Source organism: Flavobacterium psychrophilum, assembly GCA_001708385.1.
Taxonomy (GTDB): Bacteria; Bacteroidota; Bacteroidia; order Flavobacteriales; family Flavobacteriaceae; genus Flavobacterium; species Flavobacterium psychrophilum_A.
The window spans coordinates 2,362,384-2,383,040 of sequence record CP012388.1; the positions used below are offsets into that span (position 1 = coordinate 2,362,384).

Annotated in this window: 19 protein-coding genes; 13 read left to right on the forward strand and 6 right to left on the reverse strand. The window is 38.4% G+C overall.

What is annotated here, in order from left to right; all coding sequences use genetic code 11:
* The first annotated feature begins 6 nt into the window (after positions 1–6).
* From ALW18_10305 to ALW18_10335, 7 genes are all read left to right on the forward strand, one after another.
* The gene (locus ALW18_10305) at positions 7–336 is read left to right on the forward strand and encodes a [Fe-S]-binding protein (protein AOE52869.1); all 330 of its coding nucleotides are present in this window, start codon (positions 7–9) and stop codon (positions 334–336) included.
* Between the two features lie 144 nt (positions 337–480).
* Positions 481–1,929: a cysteine desulfurase gene (locus ALW18_10310; GenBank protein ID AOE52870.1), complete on the forward strand. Its 1,449-nt coding sequence runs from the start codon at positions 481–483 to the stop codon at positions 1,927–1,929.
* 58 nt (positions 1,930–1,987) lie between these two features.
* Positions 1,988–2,377: a 30S ribosomal protein S23 gene (locus tag ALW18_10315; GenBank protein ID AOE52871.1), complete on the forward strand. Its 390-nt coding sequence runs from the start codon at positions 1,988–1,990 to the stop codon at positions 2,375–2,377.
* A 36-nt stretch (positions 2,378–2,413) separates the two neighbouring features.
* The gene (gene sufC, locus ALW18_10320) at positions 2,414–3,160 is read left to right on the forward strand and encodes a cysteine desulfurase (protein ID AOE52872.1); all 747 of its coding nucleotides are present in this window, start codon (positions 2,414–2,416) and stop codon (positions 3,158–3,160) included.
* A gap of 1 nt (position 3,161) precedes the next feature.
* The gene (locus ALW18_10325; protein AOE52873.1) at positions 3,162–4,478 is read left to right on the forward strand and encodes a Fe-S cluster assembly protein SufD; all 1,317 of its coding nucleotides are present in this window, start codon (positions 3,162–3,164) and stop codon (positions 4,476–4,478) included.
* 309 nt (positions 4,479–4,787) lie between these two features.
* Complete coding sequence (locus ALW18_10330; protein ID AOE52874.1) at positions 4,788–6,959, forward strand: TonB-dependent receptor; 2,172 nt, start codon at positions 4,788–4,790, stop codon at positions 6,957–6,959.
* A 357-nt stretch (positions 6,960–7,316) separates the two neighbouring features.
* Complete coding sequence (locus ALW18_10335) at positions 7,317–8,393, forward strand: hypothetical protein (protein AOE54379.1); 1,077 nt, start codon at positions 7,317–7,319, stop codon at positions 8,391–8,393.
* A gap of 261 nt (positions 8,394–8,654) precedes the next feature.
* On the opposite strand, the gene ALW18_10340 is transcribed toward ALW18_10335, so the two are convergent.
* On the reverse strand, positions 8,655–8,924 hold the full coding sequence (locus ALW18_10340) for a hypothetical protein (GenBank protein ID AOE52875.1): 270 nt from the start codon (positions 8,922–8,924) through the stop codon (positions 8,655–8,657).
* Between the two features lie 286 nt (positions 8,925–9,210).
* On the opposite strand from ALW18_10340, the gene ALW18_10345 reads away from it, so the two are divergent.
* The 6 genes from ALW18_10345 to ALW18_10370 all read left to right on the forward strand — a co-directional run bounded on the left by ALW18_10345 (position 9,211) and on the right by ALW18_10370 (position 15,924).
* Complete coding sequence (locus tag ALW18_10345; GenBank protein ID AOE52876.1) at positions 9,211–9,600, forward strand: ribonuclease P; 390 nt, start codon at positions 9,211–9,213, stop codon at positions 9,598–9,600.
* Between the two features lie 64 nt (positions 9,601–9,664).
* Positions 9,665–10,495 carry a hypothetical protein gene (locus ALW18_10350; protein ID AOE52877.1) on the forward strand — a complete coding sequence of 277 codons (831 nt, stop codon included), beginning with the start codon at positions 9,665–9,667 and terminating at the stop codon, positions 10,493–10,495.
* On the forward strand, positions 10,479–12,113 hold the full coding sequence (locus tag ALW18_10355) for a peptidase S41 (protein AOE52878.1): 1,635 nt from the start codon (positions 10,479–10,481) through the stop codon (positions 12,111–12,113). Before ALW18_10350 ends, ALW18_10355 begins: the two co-directional genes overlap by 17 nt.
* A 48-nt stretch (positions 12,114–12,161) precedes the next feature.
* Positions 12,162–12,989: a sulfurtransferase gene (locus tag ALW18_10360; GenBank protein ID AOE52879.1), complete on the forward strand. Its 828-nt coding sequence runs from the start codon at positions 12,162–12,164 to the stop codon at positions 12,987–12,989.
* A gap of 118 nt (positions 12,990–13,107) precedes the next feature.
* On the forward strand, positions 13,108–15,108 hold the full coding sequence (locus ALW18_10365) for a potassium transporter Kup (protein AOE52880.1): 2,001 nt from the start codon (positions 13,108–13,110) through the stop codon (positions 15,106–15,108).
* Positions 15,109–15,924, forward strand: coding sequence for a hypothetical protein (locus ALW18_10370; protein AOE52881.1), 816 nt, complete (start codon positions 15,109–15,111; stop codon positions 15,922–15,924).
* Positions 15,925–16,039: 115 nt separating this feature from the next.
* Here ALW18_10370 and ALW18_10375 read toward each other — a convergent pair whose 3' ends face one another.
* The 5 genes from ALW18_10375 to ALW18_10395 all read right to left on the reverse strand — a co-directional run bounded on the left by ALW18_10375 (position 16,040) and on the right by ALW18_10395 (position 20,637).
* Positions 16,040–17,077: a heme ABC transporter gene (locus ALW18_10375; GenBank protein AOE52882.1), complete on the reverse strand. Its 1,038-nt coding sequence runs from the start codon at positions 17,075–17,077 to the stop codon at positions 16,040–16,042.
* 12 nt (positions 17,078–17,089) lie between these two features.
* The gene (locus ALW18_10380) at positions 17,090–17,866 is read right to left on the reverse strand and encodes a heme ABC transporter ATP-binding protein (GenBank protein ID AOE54380.1); all 777 of its coding nucleotides are present in this window, start codon (positions 17,864–17,866) and stop codon (positions 17,090–17,092) included.
* A 6-nt stretch (positions 17,867–17,872) separates the two neighbouring features.
* The gene (locus tag ALW18_10385; GenBank protein ID AOE52883.1) at positions 17,873–18,907 is read right to left on the reverse strand and encodes an iron ABC transporter; all 1,035 of its coding nucleotides are present in this window, start codon (positions 18,905–18,907) and stop codon (positions 17,873–17,875) included.
* Positions 18,897–19,778, reverse strand: a complete 882-nt coding sequence (locus ALW18_10390; GenBank protein ID AOE54381.1) for an ABC transporter substrate-binding protein — start codon at positions 19,776–19,778, stop codon at positions 18,897–18,899. The genes ALW18_10385 and ALW18_10390 overlap by 11 nt, the downstream gene beginning before the upstream one ends.
* 208 nt (positions 19,779–19,986) lie before the next feature.
* Positions 19,987–20,637, reverse strand: a complete 651-nt coding sequence (locus tag ALW18_10395; protein AOE52884.1) for a hypothetical protein — start codon at positions 20,635–20,637, stop codon at positions 19,987–19,989.
* Positions 20,638–20,657: the final 20 nt, after the last annotated feature.

Genomic DNA, 20,657 nt, shown 5'->3' on the forward strand with positions numbered 1-20,657 from the left:
TAAGTTATGATAAAAGTATCTGACACAGCTAAAAAGAGAGTTGTATCTCTAATGGAAGATGATGGCTTTGATGCATCTACCGATTTTGTAAGGGTAGGCGTTAAAAGCGGTGGGTGTTCAGGTTTGTCATATGAATTGAAATTTGACAAAGCCCTGGGCGAAAATGATAAAGTATTTGAAGACAACAATATAAAAATTGCCGTTGATAAAAAAAGTTTCCTGTATTTAGCAGGTACTATCCTTGAATATTCAGGGGGATTAAATGGTAAAGGTTTTGTCTTTAACAACCCAAATGCGCAAAGAACATGCGGATGTGGGGAGAGCTTCTCTCTATAGAAGTTTAAGGTTTCAGGTTTAAAGTTGCTTAGCGGCCTGAAATAAAAACTCTCTTTTAATAAATTAAAATAGCATTTCAGTAGTGTTTCCGGATTTGAGTGAGCAACCTTAAACCTGAAACTTTAAACCTGAAACAACAAGATAATGAGTAAGTATACTGAAGAGGAATTAAAGATTGAACTCGAAAACAAAGAGTACGAGTACGGTTTTTATACTGACATTGAATCTGAAACATTTCCCATTGGGCTTAATGAAGACATCGTTAGGGCACTTTCTAAAAAGAAAGAAGAGCCTGAATGGATGACGGACTGGCGCCTTGAGGCTTTTCGTGCATGGCAGGAAATGGCTGAACCAACATGGGCTAACGTTCATTATGAAAAACCTGATTTTCAGGCAATTTCATATTATTCTGCGCCTAAAGCAATTGATGCTAATAAAACGCTGGACGACGTAGATCCTGAGCTATTGGCAATGTACAAAAAGCTGGGTATTTCTATTGATGAGCAAAAGATGATGAATAACGTTGCGATGGATATCGTAGTAGATTCAGTTTCTGTTGCTACAACATTCAAGAAAACACTTGCTGAAAAAGGCATTATTTTTTGCCCGATTTCGGAAGCTATAAAAGAACATCCTGAACTTGTTAAGAAATACATAGGGTCTGTAGTGCCGCAAAAAGACAATTTTTATGCAGCGCTTAACTCTGCTGTATTCTCTGACGGGTCTTTCTGCTACATTCCTAAAGGAGTGCGATGCCCAATGGAGCTTTCTACTTATTTCAGGATTAATCAGGCTGGTACAGGTCAGTTTGAGCGTACGTTAGTAATAGCCGATGAAGGAAGCTACGTTAGTTACCTTGAAGGATGTACTGCACCTTCTCGTGACGAGAACCAACTGCACGCCGCTGTTGTTGAACTTATTGCACTTGATGATGCCGAAATAAAATACAGTACGGTACAAAACTGGTTCCCCGGTAATAAAGAGGGTAAAGGTGGTGTATATAACTTTGTGACGAAACGTGGTATCTGCGAAAAGAACGCTAAAATATCATGGACACAGGTTGAAACCGGTTCTGCTGTTACTTGGAAATACCCAAGCTGTATCCTTAAAGGTGATAATTCGGTAGGGGAGTTTTACTCTATTGCTGTTACCAATAACTACCAACAGGCAGATACAGGTACAAAGATGATTCACCTTGGTAAAAACACTAAGAGTACTATTATTTCCAAAGGTATTTCTGCCGGTAAATCGCAAAACAGTTACCGCGGACTTGTACAAATTGGTGCAAGGGCAGAAAATGCACGTAACTTCTCGCAATGTGACTCATTATTAATGGGTAACAATTGTGGAGCGCATACCTTCCCATACATAGAATCTAAGAATACAACAGCTAAAATAGAACACGAGGCTACTACAAGTAAAATTGGAGAGGACCAGGTTTTCTATTGCAACCAAAGGGGTATCCCAACGGAAAAAGCTATTGCCCTTATCGTTAACGGATTTAGTAAAGAAGTGCTAAACAAACTACCAATGGAGTTTGCTGTTGAGGCACAGAAACTACTTGAAATTTCGTTAGAAGGATCGGTAGGATAAGTTTAATTTGTTTAAAGTTTAAGGTTTAAAGTTGCTCAGCAACCCTTATATAAACAATATGGCAACGATAAAAAGATTTGAAGATCTGGAAATTTGGCAGGAAGCCAGAAGGCTAACCAGAGAAATATATATAATATCTGTTGAGACCGCTTTAAAGTCTGATTTCAGATTACGTGATCAGATAAAGGCATCTTCAGGATCTATTATGGGTAATATTGCCGAAGGCTTTGAAAGAAATGGCAATACTGAATTCAGGCAGTTTTTATCTATTGCAAAGGGTTCAGCAGGTGAAGCGAGTTCACAATTATATAGGATTTTTGATTTTGGTTATATAGATCAAGATAGATTTATACATCTAAAAGATAGTTTTGAGAATCTTAGCGGTAAAATAAACAATTTTATAATCTATTTGAATAATAAGGATTTTAAGGGTACAAAGTTCCAATAGGCAACTTTAAACTTTAAACCTTAAACAAAAAAAGCAATGTTAAGTATTAAGAATTTACACGCGCGTGTTGAGGATAAAGATATTCTAAGAGGTATTAACCTTGAGGTTAAAGCTGGTGAAGTACACGCTATCATGGGGCCAAACGGTTCAGGTAAGAGTACACTTTCATCGGTTATTGCCGGTAAAGAAGATTATGAAGTAACCGATGGTGAGATCCTTCTTGAAGGGGAAGATATTGGCGAACTGGCTCCTGAAGAAAGAGCACATAAAGGTGTTTTCTTATCGTTTCAGTATCCTGTAGAAATACCTGGAGTATCTGTAACGAACTTCATGAAAACAGCGATCAACGAAAGCCGCAAAGCAAAAGGACAAGAAGAAATGCCTGCTAACGAAATGCTTAAGCTTATCCGCGAAAAAAGCGAAATGCTTGAAATTGACCGTAAATTCCTTTCCCGTTCACTTAACGAAGGATTTTCGGGTGGTGAGAAAAAACGTAACGAGATCTTCCAGATGGCTATGCTTGAACCAAAGCTGGCTATTCTTGATGAAACCGATTCTGGTCTTGATATCGATGCACTTAGAATTGTTGCTAATGGCGTGAACAAACTACGTAGCGAAGACAATGCTGTAATTGTTATTACACACTACCAAAGGCTTCTTGATTATATAGTTCCTGATTTTGTACACGTACTTTACAATGGAAAAATCGTAAAATCGGGCGGTAAAGAGCTTGCTTACGAACTTGAAGAAAAAGGATACGACTGGATTAAATCGGAGAATTAAGATGGAGTTGAAGGAAAAATTATTATCCTCGTTTATGGCTTTTGAAGAGCAGGTTGATGTTACAGCCGATCTTCACGATATTCGAACCGAAGCCCTTAAAAATTTTGAGGCTAAAGGCTTTCCTACCAAAAAAGAGGAAGCATGGAAATATACATCGCTAAATGCGGTGCTTAAGAACGATTTTAGTGTTTTCCCGAAAGAGGAAAGTGTAGTAAGTTACGAGGATGTGAAAAAGTATTTTATTCACGAAATCGATACTTATAAAGTTGTTCTTATAGATGGTGTTTTTAGTTCATTCCTGTCGTCTACAACACACGAAGGAGTAGATATCTGTCTTATGTCTTCCGCGCTTACAAAGCCAAAGTATAAGGAAGTTATTGATACTTATTTTAATTCAATCGCCAATACAGAAGACAGCCTTACATCGCTAAATACTGCGTTTGCAAGCGAAGGTGCCTACATTAACGTTCCTAAAGGGAAAGTTGTTGAAAAACCAATTGAGCTTATGTGCTTCTCTACAGGCAACGAGGCTGCCATTATGGTACAACCCCGTAATCTTGTAATTGTTGGCGAAAATGCCCAGGTACAAATTATTGAAAGACACCAAAGCCTTAATGGTAATCCGGTGTTAACCAATTCGGTTACAGAAATATTTGTACAGCAAAGAGCTATTGTAGATTATTATAAAATACAAAATGACCTGCAAAGTGCTAACCTGGTAGATAATACTTATATCGCTCAGAAAGCTAATAGTAATGCGTCTGTGCATACTTTTTCTTTTGGAGGTAACATTACACGTAACAACCTTAATTTTTACCATCAGGGCGAGCATATTGAAAGTACGCTTAAAGGTATTACCATTATCGGAGATAAGCAGCTCGTAGATCATTATACGCTGGTTCAGCATGCCACTCCAAACTGTGAGAGTCACCAAAACTATAAAGGTATTTTTGATGGTAATTCTACAGGGGTATTTAACGGTAAAATATACGTAGAAAGAGAAGCGCAGAAAACAGATGCTTTCCAACAAAATAACAATATATTACTTAGCGAAAAGGCTACTATAAATGCTAAACCGCAGCTAGAAATTTTTGCAGATGATGTAAAATGTTCTCACGGCTGTACAATTGGCCAGCTTGACGACAGTGCTATGTTCTACATGCAGAGCCGTGGTATTCCTCAGAAAGAGGCTAAAGCTTTACTTATGTATGCATTTAGCAATGAGGTTATAGAAAGTATTAGAATACCGGCATTAAAAAGCAGAATTACAAAACTTATAGCTTCTAAATTGGGAGTAAGTATGGGTTTTGACCTTTAAAAAATATTTATAATGTCATCAAAGCTCCTGTGAAAACAGGAGCTTTTGTTTTTTTGGAAGGTTTGCTTTATAGTAAAAATAGTAGTGATTGATAAAAATCATAGGATTTATTTCGTACAGTTATTCATGAGTTAACCATGATATTTATAAATCGATAATTTATTAACAGCAGATCATTTATCGTTTTTACCTAAATATTTTATATTCTGAAAATTAGCTTTATTTAGAATTAGTAAAAATAATTTGCATATCTAAAACTTGACTGTTAGCTTTGCAGTCAATTTAGAATTAATCTAACTTAAGTTAGTAATGCACAAGCAAACACAAGTAATCCTATCTATATTATCCCTGATTGGTATTAGCGCCACAGCACAACAAACCGTATCAGACACCATAAAACCTCCTAAAGTGACCCAACTTGAAGAAGTAGTTGTTACTACAGGACAGATTGAACCTCAGTCATTAAGAAAATCAATTCAGAATGTTAAGGTTATCACCAGGCAAGATATTGAGCGCCTTGCAGCTAACAACCTCGCCGATGTTTTAAATCAATCTTTAAATATTAACGTTAGAACCAACGGAGAAAGTGGACGATCTACCGTTTCTATGTTTGGACTTGACGGCCAATATTTTAAAATTCTTATAGATAACATACCTGTTATTAGTGAACAGGGACTTGGAAATAACGTAGACCTTACACAGATTAACCTTAACGATGTAGAGCGTATCGAGATAATAGAGGGCTCAATGGGGGTAACACACGGAGCCAATGCTGTAAGTGGAATATTAAATATCATTACCAAAAAATCTTCACTGGATAAATGGGAGATTAATGCAGCAATTCAGGAAGAAACTGTAGGTAGTGAATATGCTTTGTTTGATAAAGGGCGACATATACAATCGCTTAAGGTATCTAATAATATTTCAGAGAACTGGTTTGTGTCGGTAGGAGCTAACAGAAACGATTTTGCCGGGTTTTATGATAATAAGAAAGGTGTAAATTATACAGGTAATGATACGTTAAGGGGCTATAGCTCATGGCTACCTAAAGAACAGATAATTACTAATGCACTTATTAATTACAATAAAGACAATTTTAGGGTATTCTATAAATTTGATTACCTGAATGAAGTTATAGATTATGCAAGTCCTTTTGTAACGCCTATACCAAATTATCCCTTTGAAGATACTTACTACTCTAAAGACAGACGATATTATGTAGAAAGATTTTACCACCATTTAAATTCTTATGGAAAGTTATTTGGTGATATCAATTATAACATATCGCTTTCATACCAAAAGCAGACGAGGGATCTTGAAACTTTTGATTACCTTATTTTGAGCAGGGATGAAATTAAAAATGACAGATTTACTTATCTGTCTAAAGAAGTTCTATATTCCACTGGTATGTTCACAAACTTCTTCAAAAGTGAACTTATAGACTTTCAATTGGGGTATGAATTGGTTAATGATAAGGGATTTGCAGATGGCAGGGCCGGTTTATTTTTAAATGATTCGGGACAGCGTGAATCTAAAAGGGCAAGACTTGAAAATTATGATATCTATGCTTCAGCAGAGATAAAATGTACCGAGAGATTTTCAATACGTCCGGGATTTAGGTATTCTTTTCAATCAGCGTTTGAAAATCAACAGGCATCATCTATAGGTTTCAGATACCTGTTTAATAAAAATCTTGAGGTGAGGGCATCATTTGGTAAGTCATACAAAACACCAAATTTTGACGAACTATATACATACTTTGTAGATAGCAACCATAATGTACAGGGAAATGAAAATTTAGTACCTGAAAACAGTATGTCTTATGAAGGTAGTGTAAAAAAGACAACATACTTTGATTCTGGTCTTGTGCTTTCTAACAGTATTGTTGTAACGCATCTTAATGTTGAAGACAAAATAAGTTTGGTATTGGCAGCAGTAGATCCCGTTCCTGCATACCAATATCTAAACATTAACAATTATAAAACCTGGAATTTTTCTACGCTTCACCAGTTAGCGTATAAAGATTTTGAAGCGAAGGTTGGAGCTTCTCTTGCAGGAGTAGCACAAAGATTGGATACAGGGGCTGAAAATGCTGTTTCCAGCGATGATTATCTGTATTCGCTTCAGTTAAACGGAAGTCTTGGCTACACGGTTCCCAAATGGAATACTGTTTTTGCACTGTATTATAAATTTAACGGACGTTTCCAGCAATACCAGCAGGGTGTTGACGCTGATGGGGAAACTACATTTGAATTATCTAAAGTGCCATCGTTTAGTATGATGGATGCTTCTATAACCAAAACTTTCCTGGATAAAAACCTTGGGCTTACCGTTGGAGCAAGGAACCTGCTTAATGTGAAAAATGTACAAACAACACAGGCTTCAGGTACAGGTGGTCATGCCGGCCCATCGTCAACATTGCCATTGGGTTACGGCACATCATTTTTTGTAAAACTATCGTATAATCTTAATTTTAATTAATACCAATATATCATGAAAAAAGGTTTTCTTTTCCTGCTATCGGCATTTGTACTTGCGCTTACCGTATCATGCGGTGACGATGATAGCAAAACGAACGGGACTGCAATTTCGGTTTCATTTGCTAACCAGTCTACGAATATTACTGCCGCTGCCACACCAATACAAATAGTATTTTCTGCTCCCGCTTCATCTGCAGGTCAGGTAACGGTTCAGCTTGCTGCTTCAAACGTAGTATATGGTACAGATTTTACAACTACCCCTGCCGCTACAGGTAATACAGTTGTTGTTCCTTTTAATTCCGGAGCAACCGGAGCAACTTTTACGCTTAACAATCTTGCAGATCTTAGTGAAGAGCAAATAGGGAGCGTAACATTTACAATATCTAATATCTCTATAAACGGTACTGCTACAGGTATTACAAGTACATTGGTTAATTTTTATGAGGCTGCATCTTCAGGTGCTGCTATTGCTGCGCTTACAGGTGGCCCTAATCAGCCTAACCAGGTTTACGTAGACTTAAGCGGTGCAAGTTCAGTTGAAGTACCAAGGGTTTCTTGGGATCTTGGTTTTTCTGCTGCAGATAATTTCAGGCTTGTAATTAACGGTTCGCTTAAAATGGCTGCAAAAGCACTTAGCTCTACAAATATTGATGAAGTAGTACAAGAAGATAGTGCATTACTTTTCGGACAAGGCGCCGGTAGTCCCGACATTATCGACGATCCTTCTGGAGATATTACAAAAACAGTAATAAAAGAAGTTTCGACAACAGATTCTGAAAACCCTGTATATCTTGTTAATCTTGGTAACGGTCCTTCTGCATCAACTCCTGCTATAGGTACAGAAGGTTCTGCAGCGGGAGCGCACAGAGGCTGGAAAAAAATACGTATTTTGAGAAGTGGTAATGATTATGTTTTACAATATGCAGATATCAACGCTACAACGCACCAGGAAGTTACAATTACAAAAAATGCAGCTTTCAACTTTACGTTCTTTAGCTTTACAACGAACAATGTTGTAAATGTTGAGCCTCAAAAAAACCTTTGGGATATTAACTTTACTACGTTTACAAACTTTGTAAGTACAGGAAGTAGCTTTATACCTTACTACTATGCAGATTTTATCGTTACTAACGTCAAAGGCGGTGCAAGGTCGTATGAAGTCATAAATACAGACCAGCTAACATATACAAGCTTTGCACTAAGCAATGTAGACCCGTCTAAATTTACCGAAGACCAGCGTAATATTGGCTCTAACTGGAGAGCAACAAGCGTTACAGGTTCTGATGGTATACCGGTATCTCAGTTTGTAATAAAAACAGATCGTTTTTATGTAGTTAAAGATGCAGTTGGAAATATTTACAAATTAAGATTGACCCAGGGTACTGACGGTGGTGTGAGAGGCTACCCTAAATTTGAATATTCTCTACTTAAATAGAATTATAAGTTAGTTTTTGTTTTATTTGTCCCGGCAGTTTTTGTGTATAAACTGTCGGGATTTTTATGCATTGAAATCAAAGTTTTTGAAAGTTTTCTAGCTAGGGTTTATAGGAAGCACAAAAGTCGCTTAGAGCGGTTTATTTTAGCTTATACGAGCTGCAGATATCAAATCAAAAAAGCCCCTGACTGTTCCGTCTGGGGCTTTCTTAAAGCAGGGAAAATAGAAAATCCTGCTTGTTTATATAATGGCGCTAAAAAATTAGTTAGATTTTTTAGCTGGGTCAGCCTTTTTAGTTTCTGTTGTTACCTCTTTTTTAGTAGCCTCTACCTTTTGTGCAGATGCTGCCTGGGTAGCAGGTTGTGCTGTTGTAGCTGCAGCAGCAGGTTTAGCCTGTGCCGTTGAAGTTGTTGTAGCAGTTTGTGTTGTCGTTGTTGTTTGTGCCGGCTGAGCTGGTTGTGTTGCCGGTTTTTCCTGTGCCATTGCCATAACGCCTGTTAGCATTAATGCGCTTAAAAATAACTTTTTCATATGTATATATTTTATTTTAATTTTTTGATGTTATATGAAGTGCAACTTTAGTGCCTTATAAATATCCAAATATATTGTTTGCCAGATTTTTGATTTTAAAATATTGATTATCAAAGGTTAATATAGTTTTATTGTCGCATTTGCTTTTATTTTAAAAAGGATTTAATGTGTGTAAAATGTAGAAATGTGTAGAGAAATTTGGGGAGTTTTGTGTGTAAATTTTGTTTATGCTATTTCTGCCAGAATGTAGAATCTAAAAAAATTAAATTAATGTTACCTTTGCGCCATGCAAAATGGGCAATACACATATCCAAAACTCGAAAAACTAAAGAGCCGTACCATTATAGACCTAATGTTTACAGAAGGTAAATCGGTTTCGAAGTATCCATTGCGATTGGTATATGTGCCTATTGACAAAAACTACACCGACGGATCGCCGTTAAAAATGGGTGTATCTGTGTCGAAAAAATACTTTAAGAGAGCGCATGATCGTAATTACTTTAAACGTGTATTGCGTGAAGTATATCGCCACCACAAACATATCATTATAGACAGGCTGGATAAGCCGTATGCCTTTATGTTTTTTTACCAGACCAAAGACCGTCTTTCTTTTGAAGAAATAAATACCAAATGCATACTGCTTTTTGAAAAGTTTGCAGCACAGGAACAATTGTAAATATACTTTAGGTACTTTACACTAAGTGGGTTGTATTTAGCGTTACAGGATAAATCACCAACCCATGAAAACCACAATTTGTTCACTATTACTTTTGTTAGCCCTTGCTGGCTGTAAACAGAAAGAAGAAGCTGTTATGGAAACAGCGATGCTTGGAGAGCCTTCTGTATCCAACGCTCCACTTGCCGATTCTGATAAAGCAGCATCTGTATCGGGGGTTGCATATCCTACACAAAAAATTATAAAGAACGCCACGTTGCGTTTTGAAAGTGAAGATCTTTCGGCGACTGCTGAAAACATTTACAAAGCAGTAAAAAAGTATAAGGCTCAGTTACAAAACGACTCTGAAGGTAAAAACGATTACTCGCTTACCCGAACCATGACGGTGCGTATACCATCGCAATATTTCGAAGCTTTTCTTACCGATATAGGAAAAGGAGTTAAATACTTCGATACAAAAGAAATATCCTCTGAAGATGTTACAGAGCAATACGTAGATACAGAGGCACGTATTAAAGCTAAAAAAGTGCTGGAGCAACGTTACCTTGAACTTATAGGTAAGGCTAAAAAAGTATCGGAAATACTGGAGATTGAAAAAGAACTATCGGCCATTCGTGAGGAGATTGAGGCAAAAGAGGGGCAGTTGCGCTATATGCAAAGCCGCGTGGCGCTAAGCACGGTTAGCATAGAGTTTTATAAAGCTACTGCCGAAAAGCCCGATGCTACAGTGTCGTACGGCTCTAAAATGTGGAACGCTGTAAAATCCGGTTTTAACGGGCTTTCAAGTTTCTTTATCGGGTTGCTGTACATATGGCCTTTTATCCTTATTTTCGTAATTGCGTTTTTTATTATCAGGAAAAAATTAAAGAAAAAGAAACATGGTGAAAATGCTTAGAAAAAGATACGTGGTGCCGGTTTTGGCATCGGCGTTTTTGTTTGTGGCGGTAAGCTTTAAGAACGACTTTTTTGAAATAGCCAAACAGCTCGAAATATTTACAACACTGTATAAAACGGTAAACAATAACTATGTAGATGAGGTTAACCCGGGGCAGCTTATGGATAAAGCCATTAAAAGCATGCTTGCAGACCTTGATCCCTACACGGTTTACTTTAACGAGCAGGATGTAGTTAAATTCAAAATCAACAATACTGGCGAGTATACCGGAATTGGTGCACTGATTACCCGTAAAGAGGGTAAGCTTATTGTTAAAGAGCCATATAAAGATTACCCTGCCGATAAAGCAGGCCTCAAGGCTGGAGATGAGATTATACAGATTGGTGATGTAAATTTATCTGATTTTAAAGAAGACGCGGGAGAACTGCTTAAAGGAAGTAAAAATACCAAGGTAGATATTAAGTATATCCGTCAGGGTAAAACGTATAATACCCAAATAGTGCTTAACGAGGTTGATATTAAGGCAGTTCCTTTCTTTTCTATGATAGGTAAAGAAACGGGTTATATTGTCCTTTCACAGTTTAACAGTAAAGCATCTACCGAAACAAAAGCAGCTTTATTGCAGCTTAAGGCAGATGGCGCTAAAAATATTATACTGGACCTTCGTGGCAATCCGGGTGGTTTGTTAAATGAAGCCGTAAATGTTTGTAACCTTTTTGTGCCACAGGGCGAAATTATTGTTACCACAAAATCTAAGAATCAAAATTACAATAACACATACAAAACACAAAAAGCCCCTGTAGATCTTGATATTCCACTGGTTGTATTGGTTAACGGAAGCAGTGCTTCGGCATCAGAAATTGTTGCGGGTGCACTTCAGGATCTTGACCGTGCAGTGATTGTAGGCAGCAGGAGTTTTGGTAAAGGGTTGGTTCAGCGTCCGCTTGACCTTACTTACGGTACGCAGGTTAAAGTAACCATTTCACGTTACTATACACCATCAGGTCGTGGTATCCAGGCGCTAGATTATACGCATAAAGATGCTGATGGTAAAGCCATCCGTATCGATAAAAAAGACTACAATGCTTTTAAAACCAAAAAAGGCAGAACAGTGTATGATGGTGGAGGCATATTACCAGATGTTGAGCTTGAAGAAGCAAAACAAAGCGCAATTGCCGATGCGTTGGTGCGTAACGATGGTGTTTTTAACTATGCTACAACCTATTACTATAAAAACCCAACGCTAACAGCTGTACCGGCTGTTTCTGATACTGATTTTGAAGCCTTAAAAGCATCGCTTAAGAAAGACAACTTTCAGTTTGACACCGAGACTGAAAAATCGCTTAAGGCTGTAATGGAAGTTGCTAAAAAAGAAAAGATAGATGCAAGTATTTCGGCAGAATACCAGCAACTGCTTACTGCACTGCAAAAAAGCGAAGAGAAAGAGCTTAACCTGCACAAACAGGAAATAAAGCAATTACTTACCGATGAGCTTATAAAACGCTACCAATACAAAGAAGGGTTGTATAAATACTATACTACAAGTAATACCGAGATACAGAAATCGGCGGCATTGCTTGCTAATAGTGCAGAATATAACAAGATACTTAAAAAGTAAAACCATAATCCCTTGCCTTTTAGGCAGGGGATATTAATTTATAACCTTATGGAACCGATTATTCAGCCGGAAGATTTGTTAGAACTTGTAAAAACTACCGACGTTGTAATTGTAGATGCCGGAAGCAGTATAAGCTATGGTACACAACATCTTAAGGGTGCTGTATATGCAGATCTTAATCTGGATCTTGCCGCTGTGCCCGAAGATGCCGCAAAAGGAGGGAGGCACCCGTTGCCTGATCCTGCTTATTTCGGTCAGGTTTTATCGCGTTTGGGTATAACCCCGCAAAGTCATGTAGTGGTTTACGATGATAAAAACGGCGCACTGGCAGCTGCTCGTTTTTGGTGGATGCTAAGGGCAGCAGGGCATGAAAAGGTTCAGGTGCTTAACGGCGGACTAACGGCTGCTGTAAAAGCGGGCTTTCCGCTTAGCGACCTCGTGGAAATGCCAATTCCGGTTGCTGAATATACTTTTGCCGATTGGAACCTTCCGCAAGCGTATATGGATGAGGTAGAAACAGCTGCATTAGGTACAGAACATGTAGTTATAGACGTTAGGGAAGCTGCACGCTACAGAGGTGAAACAGAACCAATAGATCTTATAGCGGGACATATACCCGGTGCTATAAATTTGCCGTATGCCGGTAACTTAGATGAAAACGGATTGTTTATAAAACCCGAGATCATAGGCCAGAAATATGTAGATGAGCTAAAAGGTGTAAATGCTGCTAACTCCATAATACATTGCGGGTCTGGAGTAACGGCCTGCCATACTATATTGGCTATGAATTATGCCGGCCTGCCAATGCCAAAACTATATGTTGGCTCATGGAGCGAATGGTCGCGAAATGATAAAAATATAGCGTCAGGCAGTTAAGTAATCGATTGAAATTCTGTCGAGTAAACCTTGTCTTTTTTTTTCAGGTTAAATATTATGGGATTAACGGTCTCATTTTGTAAAAACACATACCTTTGCTCTTTAATTCAAATTTATCGTGAGCACCAATCACATACAACTCAACAAGGTAACGCTTGGCGGATTGCTAGTTACCCTGGGAATTATTTACGGAGATATAGGAACTTCCCCCCTATACGTTATGAAGGCAATAATAGGTTCCCAGCCTATTGATCAACAGGTTGTACTTGGCGCCCTCTCCTGTATCTTCTGGACTCTTACACTGCAAACCACAGTTAAGTATGTTTACCTAACCCTTAAGGCCGATAACAAAGGTGAGGGTGGTATCTTTTCACTGTACACACTTGTAAAGCGTCTTAAGAAAAAAGGACTTATAGTACCTGCAATAATTGGTGGTAGTGCGCTGTTGGCAGACGGCATTATCACACCTCCCATATCGGTATCGTCTGCCATAGAAGGTATTAAAACCTATCAGCCAAACCTTGATACGGTGCCTATTGTTATAGGAATACTATTTGTGCTTTTCTTTATACAGAAATTTGGAAGTAAATTTATTGGTAAGTTTTTCGGGCCAATGATGCTTATATGGTTTGGTATGCTTGGAGTACTTGGATTTATCCCTTTGGTGGAAAATATTTACGTTCTTAAAGCGCTTAATCCATACTACGCATTCCATTTACTAACCATTCACCATGAAGGGTTTTATGTACTTGGCTTTGTTTTTCTGTGTACCACTGGTGCAGAAGCGTTATACAGCGACATGGGTCACTGCGGCAGGGGCAATATTCGTGTAAGTTGGGGTTTTGTAAAAGCCATGCTTGTAGTTAACTATTTTGGGCAGGGTGCTTTTCTTATAGCAAATTCAGGCAAGACACTTATTGATCTTAGTGGCGGAGACATTAAAAATCCTGCCAACCCTTTCTATTTGTTGATGCCGGACTGGTTTCTTCCGTTTGGAATTGCCATTGCTACATCGGCCGCTGTAATTGCATCACAGGCATTAATAAGCGGATCGTTTACACTTATATCAGAAGCGATGAGGTTAAACTTCTGGCCAAAAGTATCGGTTAAATTTCCGACAGAACTTAAAGGTCAGCTATACATACCGTCAATTAACTGGCTCCTTTTCCTGGGGTGTGTTTTTATAGTGCTCCATTTTAGGGAATCGGGCAATATGGAAGCGGCTTACGGTCTTGCGATTGTGTTGTGTATGTTAATGACTACCACATTACTTGGATATTATATGGTAATGAAACGATATAACAAGCTACTTATACTGATAGTAATAAGTGTGTATTTTGCAATAGAGATATCTTTCCTTATTGCTAACATAAGCAAGTTTCATCATGGCGGTTACGTATCACTTGGTATTGCAGGATTGCTGGCTATAATAATGGCGGTATGGTTCTCTGCAAAGCGAATCCGTAGTGAGTACACTGAGTTTACTAAAATTGCCAATTATAAAACTGTATTGTCTGAGCTTAGCAACGATATGTCTATTCCTAAATATGCAACGCACCTTGTATACATGACTAATGCACAGTTGGGAGATGAAATTGAATCTAAAATCATTTATTCGATACTTCAAAAAAGACCAAAGCGAGCCGATATATATTGGTTTGTGCATGTAAATGTTGTAGACGAACCGTACAAAATGGACTATCGCGTACGCGAAATTATGAAGGATGATGTTATTCGTGTAGACTTCTATTTAGGCTTTAGGGTGGCGCCAAGAATTAACCTAATGTTTAAGCAGGTAGTTCGCGACATGGTAAAACGAAGCGAAGTAGATATTACCAGCCGTTACGAGTCACTTAACCGTAACAATGTAATCGGTGATTTTAAATTTGTAATTATAGAAAAATTCCTTTCGTACGATAACGAGTTGCCATGGTATGAGAGGATAATATTAGATATTTACTTTATCCTGAAAAAGATCAGCCTTTCTGAAGGACGTGCTTTTGGGCTTGATAGCAGTTCTGTTAAAGTAGAAAAATTCCCTATAGTTATTCACCCGCCGGAAGACTTCACACTAAATAGGATAGAAGACTGTCCCGGAAAAGACCATCACCAGCAATAGATGAAATCACTTTACTTATTACTCACCTTTTTAATTACTTACATTGCAGCTGGACAGGAAGAGACTGTTTATTCGGTCTACTTTGATGTAAACAAATATAATCTTGACGATAAGCAGGGCAATAATGTTGTTGCATTTATTAAAGCTATAGATACGGCACGTATAGAAACGATACAGATCTATGGCTATTGCGACGACCGGGGTAAGGATGAATATAATTTTAAGCTTTCTACCAACAGGGCAAATACCATAAGGGATACCCTTTTAGGCAGAGGGATAAAGAACAAAATTATCGTAACGATAGAAGGTAAGGGACGTATCTTACTGGAAGAAGACATTGATAATGTAAGCGAGGCACGTTCTAAGAACCGCCGTGTAGACGTTACAGTGAACTTTAAGCCACTTCCCCCACCCAAATTAGAGCCGGGGGTGTATAATGCCCTTAAAAAGGATTTAATCGTGGGAGACCGCATTTATCTTGACAATATACTTTTTGAACGTGGCAGCAGTAAACTAACTACAAAATCTAAGCTTGAGCTTGATAAAATGGTGCGCTTTCTTCAGAAATACAAAACCATTAAGTTTGAGATACAGGGGCATATATGCTGTACGCCTACATTCCAGAAAGAAGCTATAGATAAAGATACCAAAAAGCGTGAACTATCTAAAAACAGGGCGTTTGCGGTTTTTAAATATTTAGTGTCAAAAAAAATAAGCCCTAATAGAATGACACACAAAGGTTACGGTAATACCGTGCCGCTGGGTAAAGGCACAGAATACGATCGCAGGGTAGAACTTGCCATTACAGGGATATAAATAACGATATTTATAATAAGAAAGCCACTCATTAAGTGGCTTTCTTATTTGATACCACAAAAAAACCGCCCTCTCTCGAAGGCGGTTTTTACATTGTATATAACCTGATTAAAGATTATAGAGAAGCTACAAGCTCTCTCCACTCTGTAAGTTCAGGGATACCCGGTTTTCTTTTTCCGAAGAACTGAACGATGATCTCTCCCATTTCGTTGTATACTTCAAGAGCAGTAACCTCGCCATCTGCAGTTGGTTTACGTACAACCCATACCTGAGCGATCTTGTCTGTATCAAGGTGAAGGTTAAAATCAGGATCCATTACATTAAACCACTGGTTGTGCCACATTGTTTTGCGCACCAGGCCTGTGTGAATTTGTATGTTACCCCTGTTACCAACAAATACCATGATAGGTAGTTTTTGCTCTGCAGCACCTTCAAGCATTTTAGCAACAACAGTTTTGTCTAACTGTTTAGCAAGGTGATCGTTTGGAGCAAGGCGAAGTGCCTGTGTTCTTGTAACACCGAATTTTTTAAGCATACCAAAGAAAGCGTGCGTATCAGGTAATGATAACCATGCCTCGTGGAATTCAGCAAGGTTAATTTCGCTGTCCGGTTTTTCATCAATGATAAGTGGCACTTCTGCAACCGTTTCTTCTGTGCTTTGGTTATCAGATTTAAACTGCTCAACAAGAGCGTCAAAAGCAGCTTCGTTACTGTCTTTTGTCAGGTATATTTTGTGGATAGCAAGACCGTCTTTACCGAAAAACTGAAGGCTTTTTCTATCGCCGTGCTCGCTTTTTTCTGCTACTGCAAAAGCTTTATCCCAATGTGTAAGGAACATACGTAAATCGATATCCTCACCAACAAAGATACTTGCAAAAGGAGAACTGAAATCTCCGTTAAGATAAACACCTTTACGCTCATGTACGCACTCTTCGTTACGTGTAAGTGCCATAACTTTATCAAGTTTTACAACTTCAGTCAGTATAGCAGCAAACTCAGGACGGAGGCGTGTTACTGTATCGCCAACGCTTGTTGCAACAAGTTCAGCTTCGCTTACGCCAAGCTGATCTGCAGCATTTCTTATTCTTAAATGTGGGTTTTCTGCTTTAAGCGCTTCCCACTGAGATTTCAGTGAATTTGTTATTGTACTCATATTGTGTATAAATTAAGTTCCAAAAATTATTAACGGGTTGTTATTGACAGGGTTTGCACAAATAGTGCAGGGAAAATTGTAAACCGAGCTAATGGTTTCTTTTGTAAATACCTTTTCGGGTATATCATAGCTTACTATTTTACCCCTTTTAAGCAGCATAACCCTGTCGGCAAATTGGGCTGCAAGATTAAGGTCATGCAGCACCATTACGGCCGTATGCCCTTTTTGGGTAAGTTTTTTAATAGTATTTAATATTCTGTGCTGATGCAGCACATCAAGGTTGTTAAGCGGTTCGTCTAAAAACACAAGGGTGTTTTGTACATCGTTATCCAGTTGGGTAAGCACCCTTGCCAGGTGCACACGTTGCTTTTCTCCGCCCGAAAGCGAATTGTAGTCCCTTTGTGCCAGATGAACAACGTCAGTCTCCTGCATAGCCTTTAAAACCGCTTCTTCATCTGTTGTATGAGGAATGGAATTAAAATATGGGTAACGCCCCATCATTACTACATTGCTCACTGTAATAGGAATGTCATGGCTGTTGTTCTGTGAAAATTTAGCCTTGCTTTTGGCAAGTTCTTTATCATCCCACTGCTTAAAGGTTTTTTTCTTAAAGAAGATGGTATCGGCAGTAGCGCTCATTTCGTTAGCCAGTACACTTAGCAGGGTAGATTTTCCTGCACCGTTAGGCCCAACGATAACGAGAAGCTCTCCGTTGTTTACCGAAACATCTATACCTTCCAGTATAGAAAATTTTCGATGTGCATATGATATTTTTTCAGCTGTTAACATAGTCAATTACATTGATTTCCTGCTTTTTACCAGAATAGTTATAAAAATAGGTGCTCCCATAAAAGCAGACAATATGCCTATCGGTATTTCTGACGGAGGTGCTATAGTCCTGCTTATAGTGTCTGCCGACACAAGCAGTATGCTTCCAAAAATTGCTGCCAAGGGCAAAATCACACGATAATTCGACTTAAAGATAAGCCTTAGTATATAGGGCACTATCAATCCTACAAATCCTATATTGCCTGCAAAAGCTACACAGGTACCTATAAGCAATGCCGTTAAGATAACTATCTGTTTTTTTATGCGTTCTACGGGTATACCCAAATGTTGCGCATCTTTTTCTCCAAGCATCATGGCGTTAAGTGCTTTGCCTTTCGGTAGGAGCACAAGGTAGCAACATACTATAACAACGGCAAGAATACCATTTTTTATCCATGTAGCACCACCAAGGCTACCCAGGTTCCAGAAAGTAAGGTCGCGAAGTTCTTCTTCTTTAGAGATATATATAAGTAATCCCATAATGGCGAATCCCAACGCTGTTATAGCTACGCCTGTTAAAAGCATAACAACAACGTTTGTCCTTCCGTCTATGGTACTAATTCGGTATACGAGTATCATTGTGAGTAATGCGCCAACAAATGCCATTACACTTAATATTGAAAAATGAAAAGCCTCGGGTATATAAGGCTTAATATGGCTTCCTAACACTATTGTTATGGCTGCCATTAAAGATGCCCCTGCCGTTATACCAAGTAAATCTGGCGAGGCAAGCGGATTACGGAACATACCCTGAAGGCAGGTGCCCGAAACTGCAAGTGCGCTACCAATAAGCACGCCCATAACAATGCGGGGCAGGCGAAGGTCCATAAGCACGAAGCGGTCGCTGTCGGGTATGGTACCATCGTTATTAATTGCTCCGGTTAGTATTTCTACAACCGAATGTTTTTCAAAAACATATACACCCATAAATAGCGAAACTACTGCCAGTGCAACCAGCAGTAGTAAGCTAAATACTACGTATATTGAAAGCTTATTTTGCATTCTCTAATAAAAGGGCGTTCAGTTGTGCAGCACCTTCGCCCAGACGTGGGCCAAAGCCTGAAAGCAGCGCGCCGTCCATTGCAATGATTTTTTTATTTTTACCAGCGTTTGTTTTATCAACTCCGGGAATTTTTAGTACACCCTGAGGTCCGCCAAGGCTTCCAAGTCCTGAATCAAATAACAAAATTACGTCCGGGTTACCTTTTATAAGTGCTTCAGGGGTAAGAGGTTTAAAGTCTTCAAAGTCGGTAACTGCATTTGTACCGCCAGCAAGTTTAATAAGTCTTTCAACCGGCGTACCAGTTCCAGAAACCATCATCATGTTAGCACCACGAGCATAAATAAATAATACTTTAGGAGCTTTAGCGATAGGTTTCACATTTTTAAGGTCGGCATCAATTTTATCTTCAAGTGCTTTGTAGTCTGCATGGTTAAGTGCTTTTGCTACATCGCCGATAAGTTTTTTAGTTCCTTCAGGAGTAAATTCCTGATTAAATACTTCAGCTTTAACACCAGATTTTTTTAGTTTTTCTAAAAGCTCAGGGCTTAGGTCTTTTTCTGTAGCAAGAATTACAGTTGGCTGTAATGCCATAATAGCCTCTATAGAAACCGAACGAACGTGTCCAAGGTCTTTTGCTGTAGTTTTAAGGCTTTCGGGATAAGTACTTGTAACATCTGTACCTAAAATTTCTTTTTCGTGACCAAGTGCAGCGATAATTTCGGTAACTGCACCATTAAGCGAAACTATTTTTTCTGTTTTTGCAGGCGCTACAGAATCTGTTTTAACTGTAGTGTCTTCGGTAGTTTTTTCTTCTTTTTTACAAGAAACGGCTGCCGATAAAACAAAGGCAAGCATAACTATGTGTTTGATTTTTCTCATTAGAAAATGATTGATTGTTTATAATTAATCTAAATTAGCGCAAACTTACTCTATAAATCGTTATCGGCAAAAACAAAACGGGTTAAATTTAGGTTTCGTTACTAGTTTAGAAATACATAGACGGCAATGATATTGGGTTAAAAGCAAAAAATGCGCAAAGCTAAGGGCAGTGCGCATTTTTTTGTAGTTTCCGCGTGTTTTAAGGATTTGCTAGTCGATATAGCGGATCATCTTTTGGTTTTACTCTCTTTATTTTTAACCCGTCGAAATCTTTATTTCTAAATTCTGTAGTAGAAGGTAAGTTCGTAATTCCGCTTTTCTTCATTAAAAGATATATAGCTACCGAAGCATATCCGCTGTCGCGGTAGGACGTTGTTTTATTATGCGAAAGATCGATAAAGTCTAACCATCCATTATTGTGTTTGTCAATATAGTGTACCTGTAAATATTTTATCTGGTTTGCCTTTAAAGGCTCATTATTGCAGAGATCGGCCCCCTCGGCAAGCAAATAAAAATGATACGTAGAATCGGCGTTATATTTTTTAGTGACAGCTGCCAGGGCGGTAGTAAAATCTATCTTGTTTAGCTCGAGATGTCCATAACAAAAGTGAGGATAGTCTTTATACTCCTGATCGCGAACATAATCCAGTTCATACTTGAGGCTATCGGTAAGCGTAACTGTTGTGGTTTTTCGGGGTATAGTACCATCTCGTACAGCATCCAGATACGGCCTGCACTTTGGTTCTTCTTTCCTGCACCCTGTAATTGCGAGTGCTGAAAATAAGATAATTAGTGAGTTTTTCATATATAATTGGTTTAGTTGGCAATCAAATATATAGAAAATAGGCATTTGCAATAACCACATTCTTA